This is a genomic window from Nocardia sp. NPDC058244 (assembly GCF_042882065.1).
In the GTDB taxonomy this organism is placed as follows: domain Bacteria; phylum Actinomycetota; class Actinomycetes; order Mycobacteriales; family Mycobacteriaceae; genus Nocardia.
Window position 1 is genome coordinate 525,710 of sequence record NZ_JBHVWX010000006.1, and the last position, 21,286, is coordinate 546,995.

21 protein-coding genes are annotated in these 21,286 nt (G+C 68.2%); 15 read left to right on the forward strand and 6 right to left on the reverse strand.

What is annotated here, in order from left to right:
• The first annotated feature begins 1 nt into the window (after position 1).
• The 14 genes from ACFVW6_RS21875 (at position 2) to ACFVW6_RS21940 (ending at position 14,266) form a co-directional block, all read left to right on the forward strand.
• Positions 2 to 664: a hypothetical protein gene (locus ACFVW6_RS21875; RefSeq protein ID WP_378830954.1), complete on the forward strand. Its 663-nt coding sequence runs from the start codon at positions 2 to 4 to the stop codon at positions 662 to 664.
• Positions 661 to 1,206, forward strand: a complete 546-nt coding sequence (locus ACFVW6_RS21880; RefSeq protein ID WP_378830952.1) for a hypothetical protein — start codon at positions 661 to 663, stop codon at positions 1,204 to 1,206. The genes ACFVW6_RS21875 and ACFVW6_RS21880 overlap by 4 nt, the downstream gene beginning before the upstream one ends.
• A complete protein-coding gene (locus ACFVW6_RS21885) occupies positions 1,203 to 2,225 on the forward strand; it encodes a hypothetical protein (protein ID WP_378830949.1) in 1,023 nt (340 codons plus the stop codon). Before ACFVW6_RS21880 ends, ACFVW6_RS21885 begins: the two co-directional genes overlap by 4 nt.
• Before the next feature lies 1 nt (position 2,226).
• Positions 2,227 to 3,093: a hypothetical protein gene (locus ACFVW6_RS21890; RefSeq protein ID WP_378830947.1), complete on the forward strand. Its 867-nt coding sequence runs from the start codon at positions 2,227 to 2,229 to the stop codon at positions 3,091 to 3,093.
• Between the two features lie 67 nt (positions 3,094 to 3,160).
• Positions 3,161 to 4,108, forward strand: coding sequence for a hypothetical protein (locus ACFVW6_RS21895; RefSeq protein WP_378830945.1), 948 nt, complete (start codon positions 3,161 to 3,163; stop codon positions 4,106 to 4,108).
• Positions 4,105 to 5,106, forward strand: coding sequence for a hypothetical protein (locus ACFVW6_RS21900; RefSeq protein ID WP_378830942.1), 1,002 nt, complete (start codon positions 4,105 to 4,107; stop codon positions 5,104 to 5,106). Before ACFVW6_RS21895 ends, ACFVW6_RS21900 begins: the two co-directional genes overlap by 4 nt.
• Positions 5,099 to 6,049, forward strand: a complete 951-nt coding sequence (locus ACFVW6_RS21905) for a hypothetical protein (protein WP_378830940.1) — start codon at positions 5,099 to 5,101, stop codon at positions 6,047 to 6,049. The genes ACFVW6_RS21900 and ACFVW6_RS21905 overlap by 8 nt, the downstream gene beginning before the upstream one ends.
• The gene (locus tag ACFVW6_RS21910) at positions 6,049 to 6,996 is read left to right on the forward strand and encodes a hypothetical protein (protein ID WP_378830938.1); all 948 of its coding nucleotides are present in this window, start codon (positions 6,049 to 6,051) and stop codon (positions 6,994 to 6,996) included. Before ACFVW6_RS21905 ends, ACFVW6_RS21910 begins: the two co-directional genes overlap by 1 nt.
• A gap of 216 nt (positions 6,997 to 7,212) precedes the next feature.
• Positions 7,213 to 8,460 (forward strand): hypothetical protein, encoded by a 1,248-nt coding sequence (locus tag ACFVW6_RS21915; RefSeq protein WP_378830936.1) that lies wholly within the window; start codon positions 7,213 to 7,215, stop codon positions 8,458 to 8,460.
• 11 nt (positions 8,461 to 8,471) lie between these two features.
• Entirely contained in the window at positions 8,472 to 10,367 is a 1,896-nt protein-coding gene (locus tag ACFVW6_RS21920; RefSeq protein WP_378830933.1) for a type IV secretory system conjugative DNA transfer family protein, read from the forward strand.
• The gene (locus ACFVW6_RS21925; protein WP_378830931.1) at positions 10,364 to 11,218 is read left to right on the forward strand and encodes a DUF4913 domain-containing protein; all 855 of its coding nucleotides are present in this window, start codon (positions 10,364 to 10,366) and stop codon (positions 11,216 to 11,218) included. The genes ACFVW6_RS21920 and ACFVW6_RS21925 overlap by 4 nt, the downstream gene beginning before the upstream one ends.
• A gap of 2 nt (positions 11,219 to 11,220) precedes the next feature.
• Positions 11,221 to 12,081, forward strand: a complete 861-nt coding sequence (locus ACFVW6_RS21930) for a hypothetical protein (RefSeq protein WP_378830929.1) — start codon at positions 11,221 to 11,223, stop codon at positions 12,079 to 12,081.
• A gap of 25 nt (positions 12,082 to 12,106) precedes the next feature.
• On the forward strand, positions 12,107 to 13,009 hold the full coding sequence (locus ACFVW6_RS21935) for a hypothetical protein (RefSeq protein WP_387792507.1): 903 nt from the start codon (positions 12,107 to 12,109) through the stop codon (positions 13,007 to 13,009).
• Positions 13,010 to 13,513: 504 nt separating this feature from the next.
• Positions 13,514 to 14,266, forward strand: a complete 753-nt coding sequence (locus ACFVW6_RS21940) for a GntR family transcriptional regulator (protein WP_378830925.1) — start codon at positions 13,514 to 13,516, stop codon at positions 14,264 to 14,266.
• A 48-nt stretch (positions 14,267 to 14,314) separates the two neighbouring features.
• On the opposite strand, the gene ACFVW6_RS21945 is transcribed toward ACFVW6_RS21940, so the two are convergent.
• Genes ACFVW6_RS21945 through ACFVW6_RS21955 form a run of 3 tightly spaced genes read right to left on the reverse strand, consistent with a single transcriptional unit; the run spans position 14,315 to position 17,491 of the window.
• The gene (locus ACFVW6_RS21945; RefSeq protein WP_378830923.1) at positions 14,315 to 15,151 is read right to left on the reverse strand and encodes a carbohydrate ABC transporter permease; all 837 of its coding nucleotides are present in this window, start codon (positions 15,149 to 15,151) and stop codon (positions 14,315 to 14,317) included.
• Positions 15,144 to 16,136, reverse strand: a complete 993-nt coding sequence (locus tag ACFVW6_RS21950) for a carbohydrate ABC transporter permease (protein WP_378830921.1) — start codon at positions 16,134 to 16,136, stop codon at positions 15,144 to 15,146. Before ACFVW6_RS21950 ends, ACFVW6_RS21945 begins: the two co-directional genes overlap by 8 nt.
• Positions 16,136 to 17,491, reverse strand: coding sequence for an ABC transporter substrate-binding protein (locus tag ACFVW6_RS21955; protein WP_378830918.1), 1,356 nt, complete (start codon positions 17,489 to 17,491; stop codon positions 16,136 to 16,138). The genes ACFVW6_RS21950 and ACFVW6_RS21955 overlap by 1 nt, the downstream gene beginning before the upstream one ends.
• 204 nt (positions 17,492 to 17,695) lie before the next feature.
• Here ACFVW6_RS21955 and ACFVW6_RS21960 point away from each other — a divergent pair, with 204 nt between their 5' ends.
• Positions 17,696 to 17,932 carry a hypothetical protein gene (locus tag ACFVW6_RS21960; RefSeq protein ID WP_378830916.1) on the forward strand — a complete coding sequence of 79 codons (237 nt, stop codon included), beginning with the start codon at positions 17,696 to 17,698 and terminating at the stop codon, positions 17,930 to 17,932.
• Positions 17,933 to 17,963: 31 nt separating this feature from the next.
• On the opposite strand, the gene ACFVW6_RS21965 is transcribed toward ACFVW6_RS21960, so the two are convergent.
• Genes ACFVW6_RS21965 through ACFVW6_RS21975 form a run of 3 tightly spaced genes read right to left on the reverse strand, consistent with a single transcriptional unit; the run spans position 17,964 to position 20,782 of the window.
• Complete coding sequence (locus ACFVW6_RS21965; protein ID WP_378830913.1) at positions 17,964 to 19,106, reverse strand: ABC transporter ATP-binding protein; 1,143 nt, start codon at positions 19,104 to 19,106, stop codon at positions 17,964 to 17,966.
• A gap of 28 nt (positions 19,107 to 19,134) precedes the next feature.
• On the reverse strand, positions 19,135 to 20,016 hold the full coding sequence (locus ACFVW6_RS21970; RefSeq protein ID WP_378830911.1) for a metallophosphoesterase family protein: 882 nt from the start codon (positions 20,014 to 20,016) through the stop codon (positions 19,135 to 19,137).
• Between the two features lie 10 nt (positions 20,017 to 20,026).
• Positions 20,027 to 20,782, reverse strand: a complete 756-nt coding sequence (locus ACFVW6_RS21975; protein ID WP_378830908.1) for a tyrosine-protein phosphatase — start codon at positions 20,780 to 20,782, stop codon at positions 20,027 to 20,029.
• Positions 20,783 to 21,286 lie beyond the last annotated feature (504 nt).

A 21,286-nucleotide genomic window follows, 5' to 3' on the forward strand; every position in this document is an offset into this window, starting at 1 on the left:
CATGACACCACCGCGTTCCCCGTTCGGTGCGTTCGCGCCGATCACTCCCGAGGACATGGTCCGTACCCGTGCCACCGAGTTGTTGACCTTCACCCGCACCGAGGAATTCGACCGGCTCGCCATCGAGTACGGGTTCATCACCCGCTACCTGGCCGACCGGTTCGTCACCGCGCTGCTCGATATCGGCGTCGACTACGACGGCTTGCTGCACATCGAGATCACCCACGCCACCACCGACGCCCCTCTCGTGCGCCAAGCCGCGACCGGCCCGAAGCTGCTCGTGTGGTCGGCAGCGACGGTGGAGGCATTCACGCTCTATGCGGCGACCGGCCGCCTGGTCTGGCACGAACCGTTCCCCGCACCCACCCTGCGCGACGGGGTCGTCGCGGCCACGACCTCGGCGGAGAAAGCGATCGAACTCGCCGGGCACGCCCTGCGGGATTGGGGTGCCCAAGCCGGAGTCCTGCGGTTGAACCTCGCGCGAAGCCGCGGCCTGGACCAGCCACGCCTGCATCGCCTCGCGAGCGCGACCGGGCTGGTGCTCGAGGTCGCGACCATCGGCGCCCACAACCCGGCCGCCGAGCAGTGCCTGCACCCGGAGCCCGTGCGGTGGCGTACCGCCGACCTGCTCGATCTGTGGCAGCGCGATCAGGCGATGTCATGAACCCGAGCCTGACCAGTCCATGGGTACTGCTCGCCGCCGTGGTCATCGCGGCCCTGGCGATCGGCTGCAGCACCAACCAGGCGCGGCCGGTCCTCGAACCCGCCTGCGGTGCAGCAGCATTCCCGCCACCGTACGACCGGATACGGCCCTGTTCGGCACCGGAGGTTCTCCAGGCCGCAGTGTCGACGCTGTTCGGACTGGACCCGCTCGCCGGGCGCGACGCCAGCGCGGGGCTGGCCGCCGCGCGGCCCCTGCTGCAGCCCGCGTTCGCAGCCGACGCTCGGCTGGAAATGACTGGGCGGGAGCCGATCTCGACAGAGCAGTGGCAGGACTGGGTCGCCCGCAAGATCGCAGTCAGCACCGAGGTGCGGGTGCTCGCTGATGACCTTCTCCCCGACACCGCGTCATCGACGAGTCGGGTCCTGTCGGTCACGATCACCCCGACCGCCCGGGCGCCGATCGTGTTCACCGTCTACGCTCGCGCGACCCGCCACCACTCCGAAAGTGCGTGGCTGCTGGCTGAATTGCGGGTGCTGTCGTGAGCGGGGATCCGGTCGAGGAAAGCGGCCAGGCTGTCCGGCAGGGGTTCGTGCAGGCCTTGCAGACCGCCCACACCACCACCGGCCTGATCCGGGGTTGGGGCGCGGACTCGCGATCGCGCACCGAGTCCGAGCAGCGCGTCGCCCTGGCCGGGGCGAAGGACCTCCGGTCTGCGGTCGAGCACGCGGCCCGCCTGGGCAACCTGGGCGCGGACTACACCTTGACCCAAGCACGCACCGATGAGGTCCGTACCCGTATCACCAACGCCGACAAGGTGACCGAGGTCGACGTCCGGCACAAGGAAGCTCAGATCACCCGCGCCGACACAGACCTGCAACGACGCGAAACCGACGGTGAGCTCGCGCGCACCCAGAGCACGGAAGTCCACGAGAAGCGGATCGCCAGCTACACCAACCGCGAAGAGCGTGAGATAGCGCTGCACGACCTCGACGTCGAATACAAGAAACTGCTCATCGAGATCCGGCGCCGCGCGGCCGGATTCACCGAAACCCTGTACCGATCCGACGAACCCACCGGCGCCGGTCAAGCGTCGGCGGCCCAGTTCGCTGCCGCCGACGCCACCCGTGACCTCTCCCCGGAGGCCGAGGCCGCCGCGCAGGCCTATCGGGAACGGCTGGTCGAGGACACCGGCCTCGATGTCGAGGACCTGTTCACCGGCAGCGACCGCGCCGAGATGGCCGATGGTTGGTCACACGGTCTCGAGGATGTGGCGGGGTTGGCTGAGGACCTCACGATCGCCGCGCACCTGCACCACGAATCCGGGCTCGGCGTCGACGACCTCGACCGCGGCCCGCAGCCCGATCTCGAGGTGATCGATGCCGAGGTTGTGGAGGCCGGTGAGTGGATCGAGTCCGCCGTCGCGGCGACCGCGGTCCACGACGTCGATCCCTCCGCGCCGGATCCCGGCCTGATCGACGGCGGCGGGCAGCCGTCGCCGCGTGCGCCGGGCACCGAGATCGAAGTGTGGCGTGGTGGTCCCGAGGTGGGACGGAGCCGGTGAGATGTTCGCCCCGACTCCGATCCAGGCCAAGCTGCTCATGGGCATCCAGAACCTGGCCGCCGACGACCAGCACCTGATCGCCACCTCCCAGACCCCGGGCGGGCCTGGGCTGTCACCGGTCGCGCTCGCGCACCTCGACGTCAGCCGTCGCACGCGTGCTGAGCTCGAGGTGGTGGCTGCGGCGGTGGGTGTGCCGGGGTCGGTGATCGCCTACACCCGTGCTGCCGGTGACCGCGGGCACCGGTGGCGGCCCGGGCAGCCGTTGCTGAGCAGCGAAGTCATCGACCGCGACACCCTGTTGGCCGGGCATCTCGGTTCGGTGTGGCAGTTGCAGCAGATGGCCGGTATCGGCGCCGCGATCGCGTTGCTAGGAACGGTGCCGCGCGACGGATTCGAGGCATTCCGGCAGGTGATGGGGGTGAGCTGGCAACGCGTCGGCGCCGTCGGCCACGCCCTGGACCTGGCACCGAGCGAACGCGAATACGTGTGGGAGCCTTCGGCGCGGCCGTGGACCGACCGTGTCGCTGAGACCGTCGGTGAACTCGAACCCGACGCGGTGACTCGGGCCTGGCGCGGAATCGTCGAGACCAACTTCGAGACGGTCGCGATCCCGGTCTCGGTCCTGACCGCCGCCGGAGTCACCGCCGAGGACATCAACGCGCAACTGCCGGTGCTGCCCGATCGGATGGTCGAGCTCGCCGCCGCGGCGATGCGGCCACGCCCCACACTCGACGCCGCTTTCGGCGCCGATATCAACGCCGCGATCGAAGCGACCGCGACCGCCGTCCACACCGAACCCGACCTCGACGACCACATCGGGCCGGTGCCGAAACGGCCGCGCACCCACGACTTGGGCCATGACCCATGACCGCGCGCGCCGCTCCCGCACCGCTGGCCCCGAAACATCCAGTCATTCACCTTGATCGGAGGAACCGATGAGCAGTCCGCTCTCGGGGGCCGAAGAGTTGCCGTCGTGGCAGCTTCGGCTACTCGAACGCATCCAGGCCACCAGCTACATCCACCACCGGACCCTGTTCCACGGCTACCCGCAGTACTCGCCCGCCGAGTCCGGCCCCAACATCGCTCTCGAACGGTGGCGCACCCACCTCGCGGCGCTGGAAGCCGAACGCGGCGAGATCGAACTACACGCCCACAGCCTCAACATCCCCCAACGCATGATCGACTACGCCATCGAGACCGGCAGCAGAGGAGTGCGGTGGGGCGAAACCCCCGACACCGCACGGCTCTCGCCGGCCCCCGAGGGCGAGAACTGGACGCGCCTGCATTTTCTGGAACAGATCTCCGGTGACGTGTGGAAGCTCGAGCACGCCGCGCTGGTGCGGGCGGAGTACCTGCATCGCGTGCACACCGGCGCGCTGCCGGACAACGAGGCCGGTGAGCGTCAGCTCCACGACAACATGGCCGCCCTGTGGCGGCGGATCAAAGGCACCGCCGCCTTGGCCGACCTCGACGCTGGGACTGCTCAGCAGTTGTGGGGTCGGGGGCCGGAGTCGTGGCAGCGGCTGGCCGAGCTGACCGCGGCCTCCTACACCGACGCCGAACTGCAGCAGCGCTTCGGGGAACTGTCGTGGAGGGGCATCGAAGCCGAGGTCTCGCGGGCGTTCGACAACCAAGCCGCCGGCAACGACACCGAACTCCGACCGCCGACACCGTGGCAGGTCGCCGAGAACGCGGAAAAGGCGTTGGAGGCGATCGGATTCGCCGACAGCGAGGCCGCACCGCAGCCCGGCCGCGACATCGGAACCGCGGTGGAGGCCACCGGCGCCGGGACCGAGACACAGTGGGAGCCCGACCCCGAACATCAACCCCGACCACCCGAGCGCGACGCCGGTGTGGGCCGGGATCAGGGGGTGTGGTCATGATCGGCGAATGGGATCCTGATGCCGCACCCGCGCGATGGACCTCCTGGTCGCATGCGGTGTCGGAGATGTTCGATGTCGCTCGGCAGGTGCGCGACGTCGGGCCCGAAAGCGAGAGTTCGCGCCAGCTGTGGATCGCGCGGGTGGCCGATTTCGACGCCCTCGCGGCAGAGATGCGAAGCGACGCGCTGGCCGATGGCGCCGATCCCGGCTTGGTCGAAGATGCCTGCTTGTTCGGTATTCAGGCGGCGCTCGACCCCGGTCCGCCGGATTGGCGCCCTCGGCCCGCACGCCAGCATCCGACCGAGGTGTCCTTCATCGACCTGCTGCATCTGGACCTGTGGCATCTCGAACGGGCCGCCGCGCTGCAACTGGCCTACGAGAAGCGAGTGAGGTGCCGGTCCGGCGATGCGCGGGCTGATCTGGACCGTGAACAAGCATTGTTCGACCGCATCGATCTGCGTCGGCGTCGCGTTTCGGGTGTGGTGGCTGGGGCCAGGATCACCGTCGGGGAGGGCGAGGAGCTGTGGGGCACAGGTGCTGAGTGGATGCGGTGTATGCACGCCGGCGCGGTGAACCGGATGAGCGAGGCCGAACTGGTCGAGATGTGGAATGCCTACGCTGATGCCCGCACGCCGCTGATCTGGCCGCCCTACCTGCTCACCGACCCCGACACCGGGAAACCACAGCGGCCCAACCTGACCGAGCCTCCCTCGACAGAGGAGATGCTCGCCCAGGCATCGGCGGCGTCGGCGGCCGTTGCGGCAGCCGCGGAGTCAGCGGCGGCTGGGGTGCGTGCTCGCCGTGGTGAGGACACCGATCAGCCCGGCGCCGATTCCACGATCGCCGCCGCGGTGCAGGCCACCAATCCCGGCTCGCACCGTGATCCCGAACGCCCGACCGGCCTCGACGGGAAGCCGGAGACCGAACCCGAGCCGGAACTGCCACGGGCCACCCCCGTACGCGATCTGGGTCTCGATCATCGAGGCCGTGATGAGTAGCGGACAGTGGGATGGCCATGACGAGGCCGCACGTTTGAGCACGCTGCTGCGCCGCGTGGAACACCTGGCCGGGCAAGCCCACCTGGCCGGCAAATCCGACACGGCGCAGGCCGGCGATACCGGAGCCCGACACGTGGTGTCGGCGGTGCCTCCGAGGTGGAGGATGCTCTCGGCCGAGGACCGGCTTGTCGTCGCCGAGCAAGCGGCGATTCGCGCCAACGCTGAGCGGGGCTGGGTCGAGGACGCCCGCACGGTCGGCAGGTTGCGGGCCGAGAACCCCAGCGATCGGGTGTTGCGGTATTGCCCGCCACGCAGTCTGGGACACGAAGTGTTCCTGGCGGACCTGCTCGAGCGAGACGTGTGGCTGATGGACCGGATGGCGGCATTGCACGTCGGCCGCACCGAACGCATCGCGGCCGGGAGTTGGCAGGCAGGCCACGACCCGGTCCGGGAGATGGCACTGATCGAGCACCTGCACGTCCGCTACTCCCGCGCGAGAAGGAATGTGCTGGGGGTGCAGATCACCCCGGCCGAGGGAGAGCTGTTGTGGGGCAGCGGCGCCGAAGAAGTCCGGCGAGACCATGCGCGTGTGGTCGCGGCGATGAGCGATCCGGAGCTGTCGGCCCAGTGGCGGGCCTTCGCCGATGATCCGGCTCGGCTGGCGTCGCGGGCGTACCTGCGCCTAGATCCCGTGACCGGACAACCGTTGCGGAGGGAGCTGACCGCGCCGCCGGACCCGGAGGCGCTGATCACCGCTGCCGTCGAAGCACACCACACCATCGGCACCACCGGTCAGCGGGTCGCCGGTGCCGAGAACCGGATCAGCGCGGCGATCCAGGCTACCGGCGCGGCCGCCGGTGGCGAGTGGCTCGAAGCCCCCACCTCGACATCGCCTGACCACCACCAGGGCCCAGCGGCCGGACGAGACCCAGGGGAGTGGTGATGACCAGTAGTGGAGAACCTGAATCCCTTGCCACACAGCAAGGTCGGTTGCTGCGCCGCATCCAAGCGTTGGCGGCCGAGCAACACCGCGTCGCCGAGGCCGGGCCGGCGATGTTCGCCGACAGTGGCGGCGTCGATCCGCCTGCGCTGGTGTGGCAGCAGCGCCTCGACCATCTCGGCAAGGACCGCGTTCAGGCTGAGCACGAGGCGCTGCTGGCCGGGGTCGACCGCGGCTGGATCGAGGACGCGCGCGAACTCGGCGCGCGGGCGACCGAGGCGCCGGAGCGGGCGGTGACCCGTCAGCATCCCGAGCGGGCGACCGGCGCGCAGGAGTTCTACCTCGGGATGCTCGAGATCGACCTGTGGCATCTGGAACGGATGGCCAGCCTCGATGCCGCCCGCACCGACCGGATCGCGACGGGGCGGTGGAGTTTCGACGCCCCACCCGAGGCCCAGCACCAGTTCTACGCGAACATGTTCACCTACCAGCAACGGGTCACCGTGCTGGCGGCAGCAGCCCAGCTCACCCGCGGGGAAGGCGAACTGATCTGGGGTGCGAGCGTGGAAGGCCTGCGCCGCGGCCACATCGCCGCGATCGGTCATCTCGACGAAACCGCGCTGGCTGCCGCGTGGAATGCCTACGCCGCACCGGATCCGATGCTGCGGGTGCCGCCGTATGTGCCCACCGTAGCGACCGGCACACCGTCGGCTGTTCCGCCGACGCCCCGGGAGATGCTGCTCAACGCCGACACCGCCTTGCGGTCGGAATTCGTCGCTGCCTCCCTCGCCGCAGCGGCGGCGGAGGAGGCCGAATCGTCCGGCACCGCGATCACCAGTGCGGTCGACGCTGCGCTGCGCGGTGACCACGAACTGGGCTGGGCCACCGACACCGACACACCACCACAGCGTGAGGCGGGCAGCGAGGTGAACCGGGCGCCAGAGATATAGCACGAGCCGAAAGTGTGTGTTCTGTCGGCGTATTCGGCTAGGGGGAACTGGACCGATACGACCGAACCTGACCCGCTGGGCCTCAACACACCCGCCTGAGGGTGTGGATGTTCTCTCGATTCGAGGAACCGCGATGCCCTTCCACAACCATCAGCCAATCCAGACCATCAGCGTGCTTGCGCTGCACGGCCGCGATCGCCTCGGCGGGGGATCGTGATGAGTTGGATCACCCAAGGAACCCGCTACACCGATCCCGCCTACTACCGCGACAGCGCCACCGCGCTCGAGGCGCAGCTGCGCGCCGACTTCGCCACCTATCACCAGCTCCGTGAGGTGGCCGCTTTCGGTGAAACCCCGTCCGTCATTGTCGAATACGCTGCCCGCGCCCACGATATCGCGCGTTCGTGGCAGCACGAATCTCCGCCGGAGCAGCGCGCGCTGTGGCAGCAACTCAGCGCTGCGGCCGAGTCTTGGAAGAACGATTCCGAAGCTGCGCGTATCGAGTTCTCGCGCCTGCAGCAGGCGTATATCGAGGGCAATTCCGGCATCGAGCCCGACACCATCCGGACTCAACGCCAAGCTGCGGAGATCACCGGTCACCTCGAGCCCGTCCACGATCACTCGGGCCAGGACGGTGCTCGGTGGCGACCTCCCCACCTCACCGTGGTCCGCGACCGCTCGACCGCCACCGGAGTCCTGCAGCCGGGCGCGGCGGACCGTGCACTCGGAGGCCGGGCTGCCGGGGAACTGAGTCTGGCCGAGATCGACGCGATCATCGACGCCACCGACGAACTACTCGGCGCCGAAGAAGCCGCCGGTGATCTCGATCGCGGCACCGACGAGCTCGACGCGTTGATCCCGCCCGGGCAGCGTTCGGCGCCCGTGCGCTACGACTACACCGCCGCACATGACCAGCACAAGGCTCACATCCAAGCCTTGCGCCGGGTCCAGGACCTCACCGCCGAACATCTGCGCCTGGCCGCCCAGTTCGACGGGACACCCGAAGGTGGGCAAGCGCTGATCGACCGCCTGGAAACACTGATCGACGCCACCCGCAGCGCCCGGCTGGAAGCCGTCGACGTCGGGGTCGACGAGCACGACATCACCGCGGCCTACCGCGCCGGCCTCGACGGGCACTACTGGTCACAACAACCCGGCGTCCCGCACTTGGGGCAGCTCGATCAGCTCCTCGGTGAGCGCGAGCCGGGCCTCGCCGAAATCAGCACGCTGCGTGCCGAACCCGGCGCCGAGGTCGGCCAGGCGCCTGAGCTCGCTCTGGCCGCTGGTGCCGAATTCGCGCACCCACCGAGCGCATCGACGTCGATCCATCGTGCCGGCGCGGTCATCTCGAGCGCGGTCGACGCCGCGCTGCCCGATGGCGGCGACACCGGATGGTCCAGCCCGGAGCTCACCGGGGTCATCGACGCGCCACACCGCGACCTCGGCGCCGACCCTCAACTCTGAAAGGACCAATCATGTTCTCTCCCCGAGAAACCCGACGCCGGGACAAGACCGGGATGGGTGAGGAAGCCGCCATGCTGGCGATCCTGCTCGCCGTGCTGATGTTCGTGCTCTTGGTCTGGGCGGCCCTGAAGATCGGCAGCTGGTGGACCGAACAGGCGATGTCGTGGAACCCGTTCACAGCGTTGCTGTCGGTGGCCTCCGGGCAGGCGCACTGGCCGTGGCAGTCCACCCCGATCGCGGTGCTGCTGCTGTGTACCGCCGGTGCGCTGGCCATCCGGGGGATGCAGGTCTTCGGCACCGACCGTGAGGTCGACGCTGCCGCGCGAACGATGCAGCGGCCCGGCAAGATCCGCATCGCCCGCGCCGCCGACAACCTCACCGACAACCAACGCCTGCTCAGCGACGCCCCCGAGCAGGTGCGAGCCAACCCTGGACCGCTGCTGGGGCGCACGGTGATCGGCGATGTCGCCCTGCACGTCCCCGCCGAGCTCGGTGTCACGATTGCGGCCGGACAGCGCACCGGCAAGACCGTCGCGTGGGCGATCCCGGCGGTGCTCTCAGCGTGGGGACCGTGCCTGGCGACGTCGAACAAGCCGGACCTGTACCGGCACACCGTCTACGGGCGCGAGCAGGTCGGCCGGGTGTGGGTGTGTGACCTGCAGGCGGTCACCGGCACGGCGGTGTGCGGGTTCTGGGTGAACCTGTTCACCCAGGTCACCAGCCTGCCCGCGGCACGCAAGCTCGCGGGGTTCTTCGTGTCCGGGTCGGCGGGGTCGGCCAGCGAGATCGCCAACGCGAAAACCGACGCCTACTTCGACGGCGGCGCCCAGGAACTGTTCGCGCTGTGCACCTTCGCCGCCGCCTGCGTCGACGGCGACCTGCACCACGTGGCCGAATGGCTCGGCCGCGACCAGGACCCGACCCCGGCATTGATCCTGCGCCACTACGGCCATGACCGGCCCGCCGCGCGGATCCTGGAATGTCAAAGTCTCTACGCGCGCCAGCGCGACGGCCTCTACGACATGGCCCGCCGTTTCCTCAACGTGCTCTCCGACGGCGGCTATGCCCAGATGGTCACACCCCCGGTTCGGAAGACGTTCCAGGTCAGCGAAACCACCGCTAAGGCGACGGATGGGCGGACGAGCAGTTCCGGCAAGAGCATCACGATCGCGAACGGGATCCGCGTCGAGGTCACCGAGCTACCTCGCACGCACGAGTTGCCGGAGTTCGTGCCGACGGAGTTCGTCACCTCGAACGACACCCTGTATCCGTTGTCGATGACCGGGCCAGACGGTGCGACCCCGCTGACCGCGGCCCTGGTCGGCCAAGTCCTGGAAGCCGCATTGACCACCGCCCGCGCTCGCGCGGACGGACGACTGCAGACCCCGCTGCTGTGCGTGCTCGACGAGGCCGCCAACTGCGCGCGCATCAGCGAACTGCCCAGCTACTACACCTATGCGGCGGGGTGCGGGATCATCTTGATGACGATCCTGCAGGTCCTCGAGCAAGCCGAGAACCTGTGGGGGGTCAACGGCTGGAAGACCATGCAAGCCCAGTCGATCGAGGTCTACGGCGGCTCCATCGCCGCGCGCGACTATCTCGAGCACTGGTCGGCGATGGCCGGACAACACGACGTGTCCGACCGCACCCGCACCTACACACCCCAAGGCATCCAACGCACCCTGGCCTGGCGGCCCGAACCCATCCTCGACGTCGCCATGCTCGCCGCGCTCCCGAAAGACCGCGCCCTGGTCCGGCTCCCCGGCCACGGCCCCGTCGTCGTCCGCAAAACCCCCTGGTGGGACAGCGACTACGCACCTCTGGTGAACGAGTCGATGCAACGCTTCGGCGGCGGACCGGTCTCGCTGCTCAAGACGACCTCGGCGGCAGGGGAGGCGCTGTCATGACCAGTCCGAACCCCGCACCGGCAGCACCGACGAACGCTCCGATCCCGCCGCAGTACCGCCATTTCACCGAGTTCGCGCACGAGTGGATGCTGCCCACGGTCAGCGTCCGGCTGGCCGAGGCGAACCGGGAGAACACCTACACCTGGTGCACCCACTGGTGGGCACACCGGCCGGTGGCGGTGCGGGTCGCGCACCTGCACACCGCATTCGAAGCGATGCGCCGCTCGAAGGCCGGATCCGCGGTGAGCACGTTCCTGCTCTCGCACTTCGACCCCCACGTCGCCCACATCCTCGATGCCGCCCACGGGCCACTGCACCGCTGCACCCGTACCCACCATCAATCAACACCGTCATTGCCGTTCGACCCGGTCCCACCCGGCTGGTTCGGCCCCCGACCCGAACCTCCGGAGGGCCAGCCGCCCAGAAAGTTTCGGCACTACAGCGAGTTCATCGAGCAGTGGCTGCTGCCGGTGATCTCGGTGAGGATCGCCGCGAACAACCGGGAAGGCCAGTACACGTGGTGTCGGCAGTGGTGGCGCCACCAATCGGTCGCGATCCGGTTCGCCGGCCTGCACGCCTGCTTCGAAGCCGCGGTCAAAGCCGAGGACAAGATGGCGATGAGCAGCCTGTTCGTCCGCCACATCGACCCCCAGATGCGCCATGTCCTCGACGCCGCCAACGGCCCCCTGCACCGCTGCACCCCCGAACACCACATCGACAGCCCCGGCCTGACCGGCGAAGCGATACCGGCGAACTGGTTCGGCCCACCCGGATCGACGATCCCGGTCGAGCACCGCGGGTTCGGCCCGGACTTCCGCGCCCTGACCAGCCTGGAAGGCGAGAACGAATGAACATGGCCAACGCCACGACCGTCCAGAAGCGAATCCTCAAGGCACTACAGAACTTCGCCGCAGACTCACACACACTGCTCCAACAGCAGCGAGCCGACGGTGCGGCCCCCACACCGGAGCAGGCGAGGAACTTCGAGGATCGAGCCAGACTGCAAGCCGACTTCGCCGATGCCGCTATCGCGGGCGGAGTCCCGATCGAGTGGGTGAACCAGGCCGGTGAGCGTGGCGCGAAAGGGATCGGCTGGAACACCAACCTGTTTCTGCGACCCGCTGCTCCGATCGACCGCGATGGCCTGTTGTCACGGCTGGGCGGTGACTGGGATCGACTGGCGCGGTTCTGCGGAATCCACGCCGCCCACACCCGATCCGCACCGGCCGAGGATCCGCGACAGCGCGACGCGGTGGAACACGTGATCTCGACACTGTGGCGCAGGTCGGCCCTGGTCGGCGCACTCCTAGGCGTCGACGCCGCCGACGCCGACCAGCACTGGCCGCTCCAAGACTGGATGGATACCGCAGCCTCGGCCGCAGCCGAGATAGGCCGCGATCAGCTCGCCCGCCAGTGGAGCGAGATCGCCGCCACCGACATCACCGGCTACGCGAACCAGTCGATCATGCTGGCACAAGCGGGAATCAGACCCGACCTGCAGCTCGCGCCACCGCAACCGCATACAGTGCTGTCGGAGCTGGAGCAACGGCCCACCTCGTCGGCGATGCAGCCACTGTTCTCCGACGGCACACGGATCGACGCGGCCGTGACCGCGACCGGAGCCGCCGACGCCCACACCGGTGACGACCCGCTGATGAACCCGCCCACCTTCAGCCACGGACCGACAGCTCCAGAGCCGGGGGTCGAGCCGTGACCCGCCGAACGAGCGGGACCGGTCCGTGACCAGCCCGCCACCGCATCCCCGACTCGTCGCCGACCTGCCCGCAGCCCAGGCTGAGGTCCTCGCCCAGATCCACGACCTCGCCCGCCGGGGCGCTGCGATGCGCCGCGAGCAGGACCACTCCCCAGAACTCGCACAGCTGGACTGGGACCGCAGCCTGGCCGAGGCCACCGCCTCTGCCCGCGGCGTTCCCGCCGTGTGGATCAACCAAGCCCGAGAAGCGGGAACCAGCAACCGGGCCTGGCGGCCCGGCACCATGTTGCGGGACCCGCCGAAGAACAACGTGGTCCGCCGGGGATACGGGCGCGTCGTCGACGACACCCGCAGGCTCGCCGACATGGCCGCGGTCGCGGTGGTCCGCGAGCACCACCTCCACAGCATCGGAGTCGACGCCGATCCCGAACCGGTAGTGGCACACCAGCTCCGGCGCAACATGGAGGGCCTGCGGACCAGGATCATCTACACCGCCGACGCGATCAACATGAGCCCGGCGCAACGGGCCCGCAGCTGGACGATCACCGACGCCGTCCTGGCCGAGCGAGTCCACGCCTACCGCCACCTCGCTGCCGAGGACCTGACGGCGTTGTGGCGTGACCTCGGCACACCCGCGGTCGCCGCGAGCGTGCGCTCGTCTCTGTCGAGTTTGCGGCGCACAGCCGCCGCAAGCAGTGAGTTGGACCTGGCACCAGCGACGACGCAGGATCTCGTTGCTCGCGCGCGCCAGCAACTTGGCACACAGGCGGCACCCCGAATGGCGTCCGAGGAAGGGGAAGCGATCGATGCCGCGGTCGATGCGGCCATGCCCATGTCGTCCTTCGAGCCGGGAGACCTTTACCACCAAGCACCCGGATCAACCGATGATCGACCAGGTCAATACCCCACACCCGAGTACGGAATCTGACAGGTATGCCAACCAGGATGGCTGCCGCAGCTCGTGGCCTCGGCGTGCACGTCGAATGCGCGAACGCGGCCGACCTGGGAATACGCACTGGCCAGCTGGTCGTCGAAGCTGAGTTCGCGTTGATCTGGCACAAGCTCGCATCCGGTCGGCAGCGCGTATTACTCGTACATTGCGAGATTGGACGTGTGATGGGACAGCGAACCTTCGGAAGGCGGTGTTCAGCAGGCCTTAATTGCGTACTACTCAATGCCATCTGGCTCGTCCTGACTGGAGACTCGATGCTGAACTGACGCGGTCGGAGCAAGGTGACCGACTAGAGACCGCCCGTGAGGCCATTGCGAAGCAATGGCGCGATCTGCGATACATACCGACACCACGAGTTCGTCGTTACCGAACGGGGCTGACGCGCCGTTGCCAGAATCGCTGTGTGACAAGGACCGTGATGTCATCCGGGACGTGGGAGCCCCTGATTCGCGGACAGGTCCAGCCGTCTAGACTGATTTCATGCAGCTACGGCGCCGCAGCGGCGTGCCTCTTTACCGGCAGATGGAGTCCGCCCTGCTCAAGCAGATTGACAGCGGGGACCTGGCACCCGGGGATCGACTGCCTACCGAGATCGAGCTCGCTCAACAGTGGCAGGTCAACCGGTTGACCGTGCGGCAGGCCATCGGCGAGCTGGTCCGTGCAGGCCGGGTCATCATCTTGCGGGGCAACGGCACCTACGTGGCAGACCCGCCCGTCCTCGTCGAGATCGATCTCCCGCCGTTGCCAACCACCGAGGCCGAGACCAGCAGCTCGGCCGCGTTGGCCAGGCAGGGTCATATGCTGCAGGAGAGGGTCACTTCCGTACAGGCGGACGACCTGCGCGCGGCAACTGAGGCGTTGAACAAGCCAGCCGAACTGCTGCGCATCGACTCCGTGCACACCGACCTGGGAACACCGTGCGTGGTCAGCAACTGCTGGGTCGATGGCGCACGGTTCCCCGGGATGGCCGAGATCGCTGTGGGTGAGACCCCTGTCTACCGCCTACTGCGCGACCACTACGGCGTCCGGCTGCGGTATGCGTGGCGGACCCTTGTCGCCACCTCGGCGTCGGCGGCCGACGCCGATGTCCTCGACATCCCCGCTGGCAGTCCGATGATGCTCCGAGAAGGACTCAACGTCGACGACGAAGGGGAGCCCACCCTCTATCTCTCTCGACGCGAGCGGGGCGACAGGGTCAAGTACGTTCTTCGCTACGACACCCGAAATGGCTGACATCGCTATCTGGAGTGCGCTGATCTCCCTCAGCGGTTGGCGATCCGGTCACTTGAGTCCCGACCGGACGAATGCGTCGATGACGTGACGCTGCAGGGCGATGTACAGCAGGAATATCGGGAGCGAGAGCGCACCGGCGGCGGCCATCAACGCGCCGTAGTCGTTGCCGGTCTCGCCGAGGAAACTCTGCAGACCGATCTGGACGACCGAGCTGGGTTCGGACAGCACCAGCAGCGGCCAGAAGTACTCGTTCCATGCGCTGACGAACAGCAGGATGGCCAGCGCCGCGAGGGGGGCGCGCATGTTCGGGACGACGACGATCCACAGGGTCGACCAGGAGTTGCGACCATCCATGCGGGCCGCGTCGAGCAGCTCACGGGGGAACGAGCGCATGTGCTGGCGTAGCAGCAGCACCGCGAAGGCGGCGGCCAGCTGGGGCACGATCACCCCGGTGAGCGTGTTCAGCCAGCCGAGATTGGACAGCAGGACGTAGTTGGGGATCATCGTGACCTGGAATGGCACCAGCCATGTCGCGATGAACAACAGAAACAGCACCTGGTCGCCCCGGAAGCGCCAGCAGCCGAAGGCGTAGGAAGCGAGCAGAGCGGTGAACAGCTGTCCGACCGCGACGCCGGTGGCCATCGCGGTGGTGTTGAGAGCGAGGGTGCCGATCGGTAGGTCCTCGGCGGCCTGTTGGAGGTTGTCCAGGCTGAGCGCACTGGGCAAGAGCGACTGGCTCAATGCCTCGTCACGGGGTCGCAGGGCAGTCAGGTACATCCACCCGATCGGGAGCAGGGCGAAGACGGCAACCATGCCCAGGCAGACGTGCCCGAGCACGGTGCCGAGCTCAATACGTCGGCGGTGCGATGCGGTGCGGTCAGTCATCGTGGAAGCTCCATCGGTCGAGCAGCCGTACGGCGCCGAGGGCGAAGATCCCGAAGGCGCAGAAGAACAGCACGCCAGCCGCGGATGCTCGTCCGACGTCGAAGCTCGTGAACGCGGTCTCGTATAGCAGGTAGTAGAGGTTGGTCGTTGCGTCTCCCGGCCCGCCCTGGGTCAGCGTGTTGATCAACGGGAAGACCAGCTGAGCCGTGGCAAGGACGGTGAGAAGCGTCATGAGCAGCAACGTCGGCGACAGCAGCGGCAGGGTGATCCGGCGGACGATCTGCCAACGGGTGGCGCCGTCGACCGCAGCGGTGTCGGCGTAATCGGCGCTGATGTTGGCCAGTCCCGCAGAGATGACGAGCACCGCGAAGCCGAGCAGCTGCCAGCCGACCATGACGATGATCGCGACGAGCGCCGGGACAGGTTCGCGCAGCCAATTCACCGACTCGATCCCTAACACCCCGAGGCTGCGGTTCACCAGCCCGCCCTGTGGTTCGAGCAGCCACCGCCACAGGACCGCGGTGGCCACCGGCGCCACCAGGAACGGCGCGAAGATCGCGGCCCGGTAGAACGCGCGGGCACGCCCGCCGATCTGCTGCGAGACCAGTGCGATCGCCAGTGGGAGCAGCAGGGTGAAGGGCAGCAATCCGACAATGTAGACAACGGTGTTCAGTGCTGCCTGCCCGAGCTCGGGCAGGGCGATCACCTCGCGGTAGTTCGACAGCCCAACGGGTCTCGCCGCTGTGGTGGGCAGTAGGTCCCAGTCGTAGAACGAAAGTTGGAAGGTCTGAACGAGTGGCCAGTAGATCCAAACGATCAGCCCGGTCAGCGCCGGCAGCACGTAGAGGTAGGGCGGAGCCGCGGCCGCGGCCCGCCTCAGCCAACTGCGCCGGACGGCAAGAGCGGCACCGGTGGACGGCGCGCTTGGTGGTGCGAGCTCGACGAAGCGTCCGGTGACGGCCTCGGGCGTGGTCTGCGAGTCCATCACCGCATCAGCTTCTCGGCGCGGTCCTGCGCAATCTGCAAAGTGACGGTGGGGTCGGCGCCGCGGAACACGACCTCGGACACCGCCGCCATGAGCAGCCTGCGAATCTGGTCGTAGTTGGGGCCCGAGAACGACGGCCACGGCTCCAGCCGATCGAGCTGGGCGACGTTGGGCTCGACCAGCCCGCCCTGCGCCTCGGTGAACGGCCGAAGATACTGCGGATCCTTGATCAGGGTGCTGCGCAATGGAACATAGCCGATGTTCTCGGTGAGGATCGTCTGTGCCTCGGGGCTGGTCAGGAACTTGATCAGTTCCCAGGATGCACGTTGCTTGGCTGGGTCCTTGGCCATGATGAACAGCGCGGCCCCCGAGTTGGTTGGCGACGAGGGCTTGTCGCCGAACCCGGGCATCCCGGTCAGGCCGAGCTCGAACGCGCCCTTGGATGCCTTCAGGAAGGTGAACTGCAGCGCGCTGCTGTTGAGCACCATTCCCAGGTTGCCGCGCGAGAACCGGTCCAAGGCGTCCTTGCTGGTGATGTTGGGGAAGACATCGGGCCCGGCCTGCACAAGCCCCTGCAGTGTGGCGACCGCCTCGACCGAGGACGGATCGGCCCAGGTGAGCTTGGTGCCGTCCTCGGAGAGCGCCTGCCCGCCGTTGGAGTTGAGGATTCCGTGGAGGCACCAGTCGTTGCCTACCTCCACGCAGCCGGCGTAGATCCCGCCGGCGTCTGTGGCCTTGCTGATCGCGACTGCGGCTTCGCGGACCTGCGCCCAGTTGGTCGGGGGATGCGCTGGATCGAGGCCCGCGGCGCGGAACAGATCAGCGTTGTAGAACAGCACCGGGGTGGACACCACATACGGGATGCCGTAAGTGATGCCGTCCAGGTCCCCGAGCACGGCGGCCCGGGGGTGATAGGGGTGCTCACCGCTGTTGAGGTGCTGCTTCACCGCGTCCTCGCCGAACAGCTCGGCAAGTGGCTGCGCCCCCAGGTCGCTGGCCACGAATCTCAGATCGCCGAAGACCAACTGTGCCACGTCGGGCGGATTTCCCGCGACGACCTGGCGGTGCACGCTCTGGGTGAACTCGGTGGGCCCGCCCCGCGGCGGCTGGACCGTGACGTCGATGTTCGGGTTCAGCTCCTCGAACCGTCGAACAAGCTTCTCGACAGTGGCGGAACCCTGGTCGGCGGCGTTGTAGGTCTCCCAGACGATTGAGACGTGCTGGTCGGGGGCGAGCTCTGGCACCGGGGCGCGCTTGCCGGCTCCGGACTCGGCGGGACCGCCGGGCAGCGCGCAACCGGCGGCGAAGGCGAGGAGCGCGACCAGTAGCAGCGGCCGCGACACGAGGCGTGACATGGGATTCTCCGTACGATGTTAGCGGCCCAAGAGAGCCGGACGTGGCTGATGGTTTGTTGCCTCCAGCGGCTTCCACGAAGCGGCCGGCCGACCTTCCGGGGTGCACTGGTTACTGATTGAGATAAGTGCGCGACATGCGGTCGCTGATCGCCGAGACGACTGGGGGCCCCTCGGACAACCTGCGTGGCGAGCGAGGAGTGCTGGGTGGCCACAACGCGGGTTCGAGTGTGCGCCGGTGTCGACGTTGGCAAAGCCCACCATGGGGCAGCAGTCGTCGAAGACACCGGAGCCACACTGTGGTCGCAGGAGGCCGACAACGACGAGACCACGATCCTGGCAGCGTCGAGCGAGATCCTTGTCCCGGCCAAGGAAGCCTTGTTCGAGGTCTACATCTCCGGCACGGTGTTCATCGCCGCTGCACTGGCCGCGCTCGCGGGGTGACAACTTCATCGAGACTTCTCGCAGGAAAAGGTCAGGTGTCACGGTCGGCACCGGCGAGGACCCGGTCGCGGTTCGCAGCGGCCGCGGACTCCGGTGCGGCCCAGACCAGTCGGCGGCCGGTCGTCCGGTCGAACAGGTGGAACCGTTCCGGTGCGGCCGAGACGGTGACCTCGGCGCCGGGGTGCAGGCCCAGCGGTCGGGAGCCGCGTACAGCCACCCGGCAATCGCCCACCAACAGGCCCGCGACCTCCTCGCTGCCCAGGTTCTCCACGAGGTCTACTCGGCCGTGCAGCACCGGCCCGTGATGGTCGGCGGCAACCGGACGCAGGTGCTCTGGCCGCACCCCGAGCACGACGTCCCGGGGCGGCTCACCACCGGGCCAGAGCGGCACCCGCACCCCATCGCCGTGCACGCTGAGAAGCCCGCCGTCGCTGCGCAGTTCGGCGTTGAGAAGGTTCATGGGCGGAGCGCCCATGAACCCGGCAACGAACACTGTGGCCGGCTCGTCGTAGATCTGCACCGGGGTACCGACCTGCTCGACGCGCCCGGCGTTCATCACCGCGACCCGGGTGGCCATCGTCATTGCGTCGATCTGATCGTGGGTGACATAGATGAACGTCGTGGCCAGCCGGGCGTGCAGCTTGATCAGCTCGGTACGGGTCGAGGCCCGCAGCTTGGCGTCGAGGTTGGACAGAGGTTCGTCCATGAGGAACGCCTTGGGCTCGCGCACAATCGCGCGCCCCAAGGCCACGCGCTGGCGCTGCCCACCCGATAGTTCCTTCGGCCGACGGTTCAGCAGCCCCTCCAGGTCGAGCAGGCCTGCCACCTCACGCACTCGGCGGCGGATATCGGCCCGCGGGATCCGACGAACGCTGAGCCCGAATCCGATGTTGCGCTCGACCGTGAGGTGCGGGTAGAGCGCGTAGCTCTGGAACACCATCGCCAGGTCGCGATCGCGTGGCGGGAGCAAGGTGATGTCGCGGTCGCCGACCATGATCTGTCCCTCGCTGGGCTCGACGAGTCCGGCGATCAGCCGCAGCAGGGTCGTCTTGCCACACCCGCTCGGCCCGAGCAGCACGAGAAAGTCGTCACCAGCGATGTCGAGGTCGACCCCGGAGACCGCAGCCACCTCGCCGAACCGCTTGGTGAGGTTGCGGAGTCGGATCATCGCCATCGGTACACCTCGAAAGGTCGGGTCGCGTTCATGCCGACTCCCGCTGAGTCCTGACGCGGGCGGGCACCCCGGCGCGGGCGTCGATCTCGGCCCTCGCATCGGCGAACTCGGGCACCTGCGCCAGCGTGACGTCGACCAGGCCGGGCAGGGCACGGAAGGCGACACGGACACCCTCGGCGTCACAGTCGTACTCGACGACGCCCAGTTGCTCCAGTGCGGCGGGCAGGTGCACACCGGCGGGTCCGGCGACGAAGGCCGTCGACGGCCCCCATACCTCCACGACCCCATCACGGTCCGTTCGGCGGTAACGGTGCAGGTGACCACTACCGACCCCCTTGAGCGTTACCCGCCCCAACAGGTCGAGCAGCCGCGCACGCGGAGCATCGCCGACGTCCAGCGCGTGGGCGGTGGGAACATCGACGGCGCTCCATATCGGCTTGTGCAGAAACACCAGCACCGGGCGTTCGTCGGCCACAGCGGCGACGGTCTCCTCCAACCACTGCCACTGCACAGACTCCCGCTCGAGCCCAGAGCCCAACAGCTCGCTGTTGAGCCCGAGCAAGGTCCAACCCTCCAAGTCGAGGCGCCAGTGGCCAGGTCCCCAGACCTTCTCGTACGCGGCCACCCGCTCGTCGGTGACGCCAATGCCCATCCCCGGGTTCTCGCCGGGTTCGCCCACGTCATGGTTACCGGGGACGACCCGAACGGGGGCGGTGAAGCGGCTCATCAGCTCGTGGGCTCGCTCGCGATCCGCGGCGGAATCGGGGTCCAGGATGACGATGTCGCCGGTGTGCACGACGAGATCGGGTCGCAGATGGTCGTTGACGAGCTCGACGATGTGGTCGAAGTTTTCGCGGATGATCCCATCGCGGTAGGTCAGGTGGGTGTCGGTGATCTGGACGATCTTCATGTTGGGCTCCTCAGAGCTGGTGCTGGTCGGACGAGTCGATGAGCGCGGCGCGCAGGGCGTCGAGCTCGGTGGTGGTCGCGCCGTGGCGCAGGAGGTAGTCGCGGACGGTGCCGTCCTGGTTGCGGACCTCGTCGAGCAGCCGGAGGATCGAAGCGGGCTCGCTACCGCGGAGGGCGGGCCGGTAGACCTCGCGTGGCCCGGCCGTGGTGCGGGCCTCTGCGGCGAAGAATTCGCTGGTGAGGTAGGTGGAGCTGAGCGCGAAGTCAGCGGCGATCTGCTCGTCGGGCACGCCGATGCTGCCCAGTGTCAGGGCGATGATGATCCCGGTGCGGTCCTTGCCGGCGGCGCAGTGCACCAGCGTGGGCAGGGCGCCGGGTCGGCCCAGCTCGGCAATCGCCGCAGCGATCTGCCGCCCCAGCTGCTGCGCTGCGGTGCAGAAGAGTGTGCCGAGTGGATCTGCGTCGTCGACGGGGAGGCCGTCAATCAGGGCGCGCAAACCCAGCGGGCGGCGCACCAGCTGTACCTCGACTCCACCGAACGATGAGGGCCGGGTGATGTACTCGTCATCATCGCGGAGGTCGAGCACCGTCCGCAGCCGCAACACCCGCAGGGCCTCTGCCTCCGAGGGAACCAGACGCGGCAGGTCGGAGCGGAACAACCGCCCCCACCTGGTCGTGCCTCCGCCGTCGACGGTGTAGCCGCCCACATCGCGCAGGTTGTAGGTGGTGCCGATCTCTAGCCGCCTGGTCGGCGTGCCTCTCGTCATGGTGTCGCCCTTTCGTCGTGCTTAGGTCTATTCATCTAGATGTCTGTTGCCGTCGACGATCGGAGAACCATCCGGCGAGTGAACGGCGAGCGAACTCATCACGATGGGGCTACGGCACGGCCAACTTGACTGGCTCGCGACTCCTGTCGGGTCTACGTCGCTAGCGACTCCACCGGCATGCCCAACATGAGGGCGACCTCGCAAAGGCTCGGCGATGCCGGCCAGGACGACTCGCTGTGCGCGGCAAAACCCGGGCGCGGAGGTGCTCCACCGTTGGCGACCCGGCGACCGTCACCCGGCATGGGCAATCATGTGCAATAGCAGGCTTCCGCCGCGCTTCGCGCTTCAACAGCGGGGACGCCGGGTGGCGTGCGCCAGCGATTTGTTCGAAGCGGCTATCGCGTCGACATCAGGTCTGACCGCGTTCTGCCCGACTTCTGCCCTCCCGCTGTTGCCGCGCCCGCCAGCGTTTGGCCAGGACACAGTGACACCAACGGGTTCGGG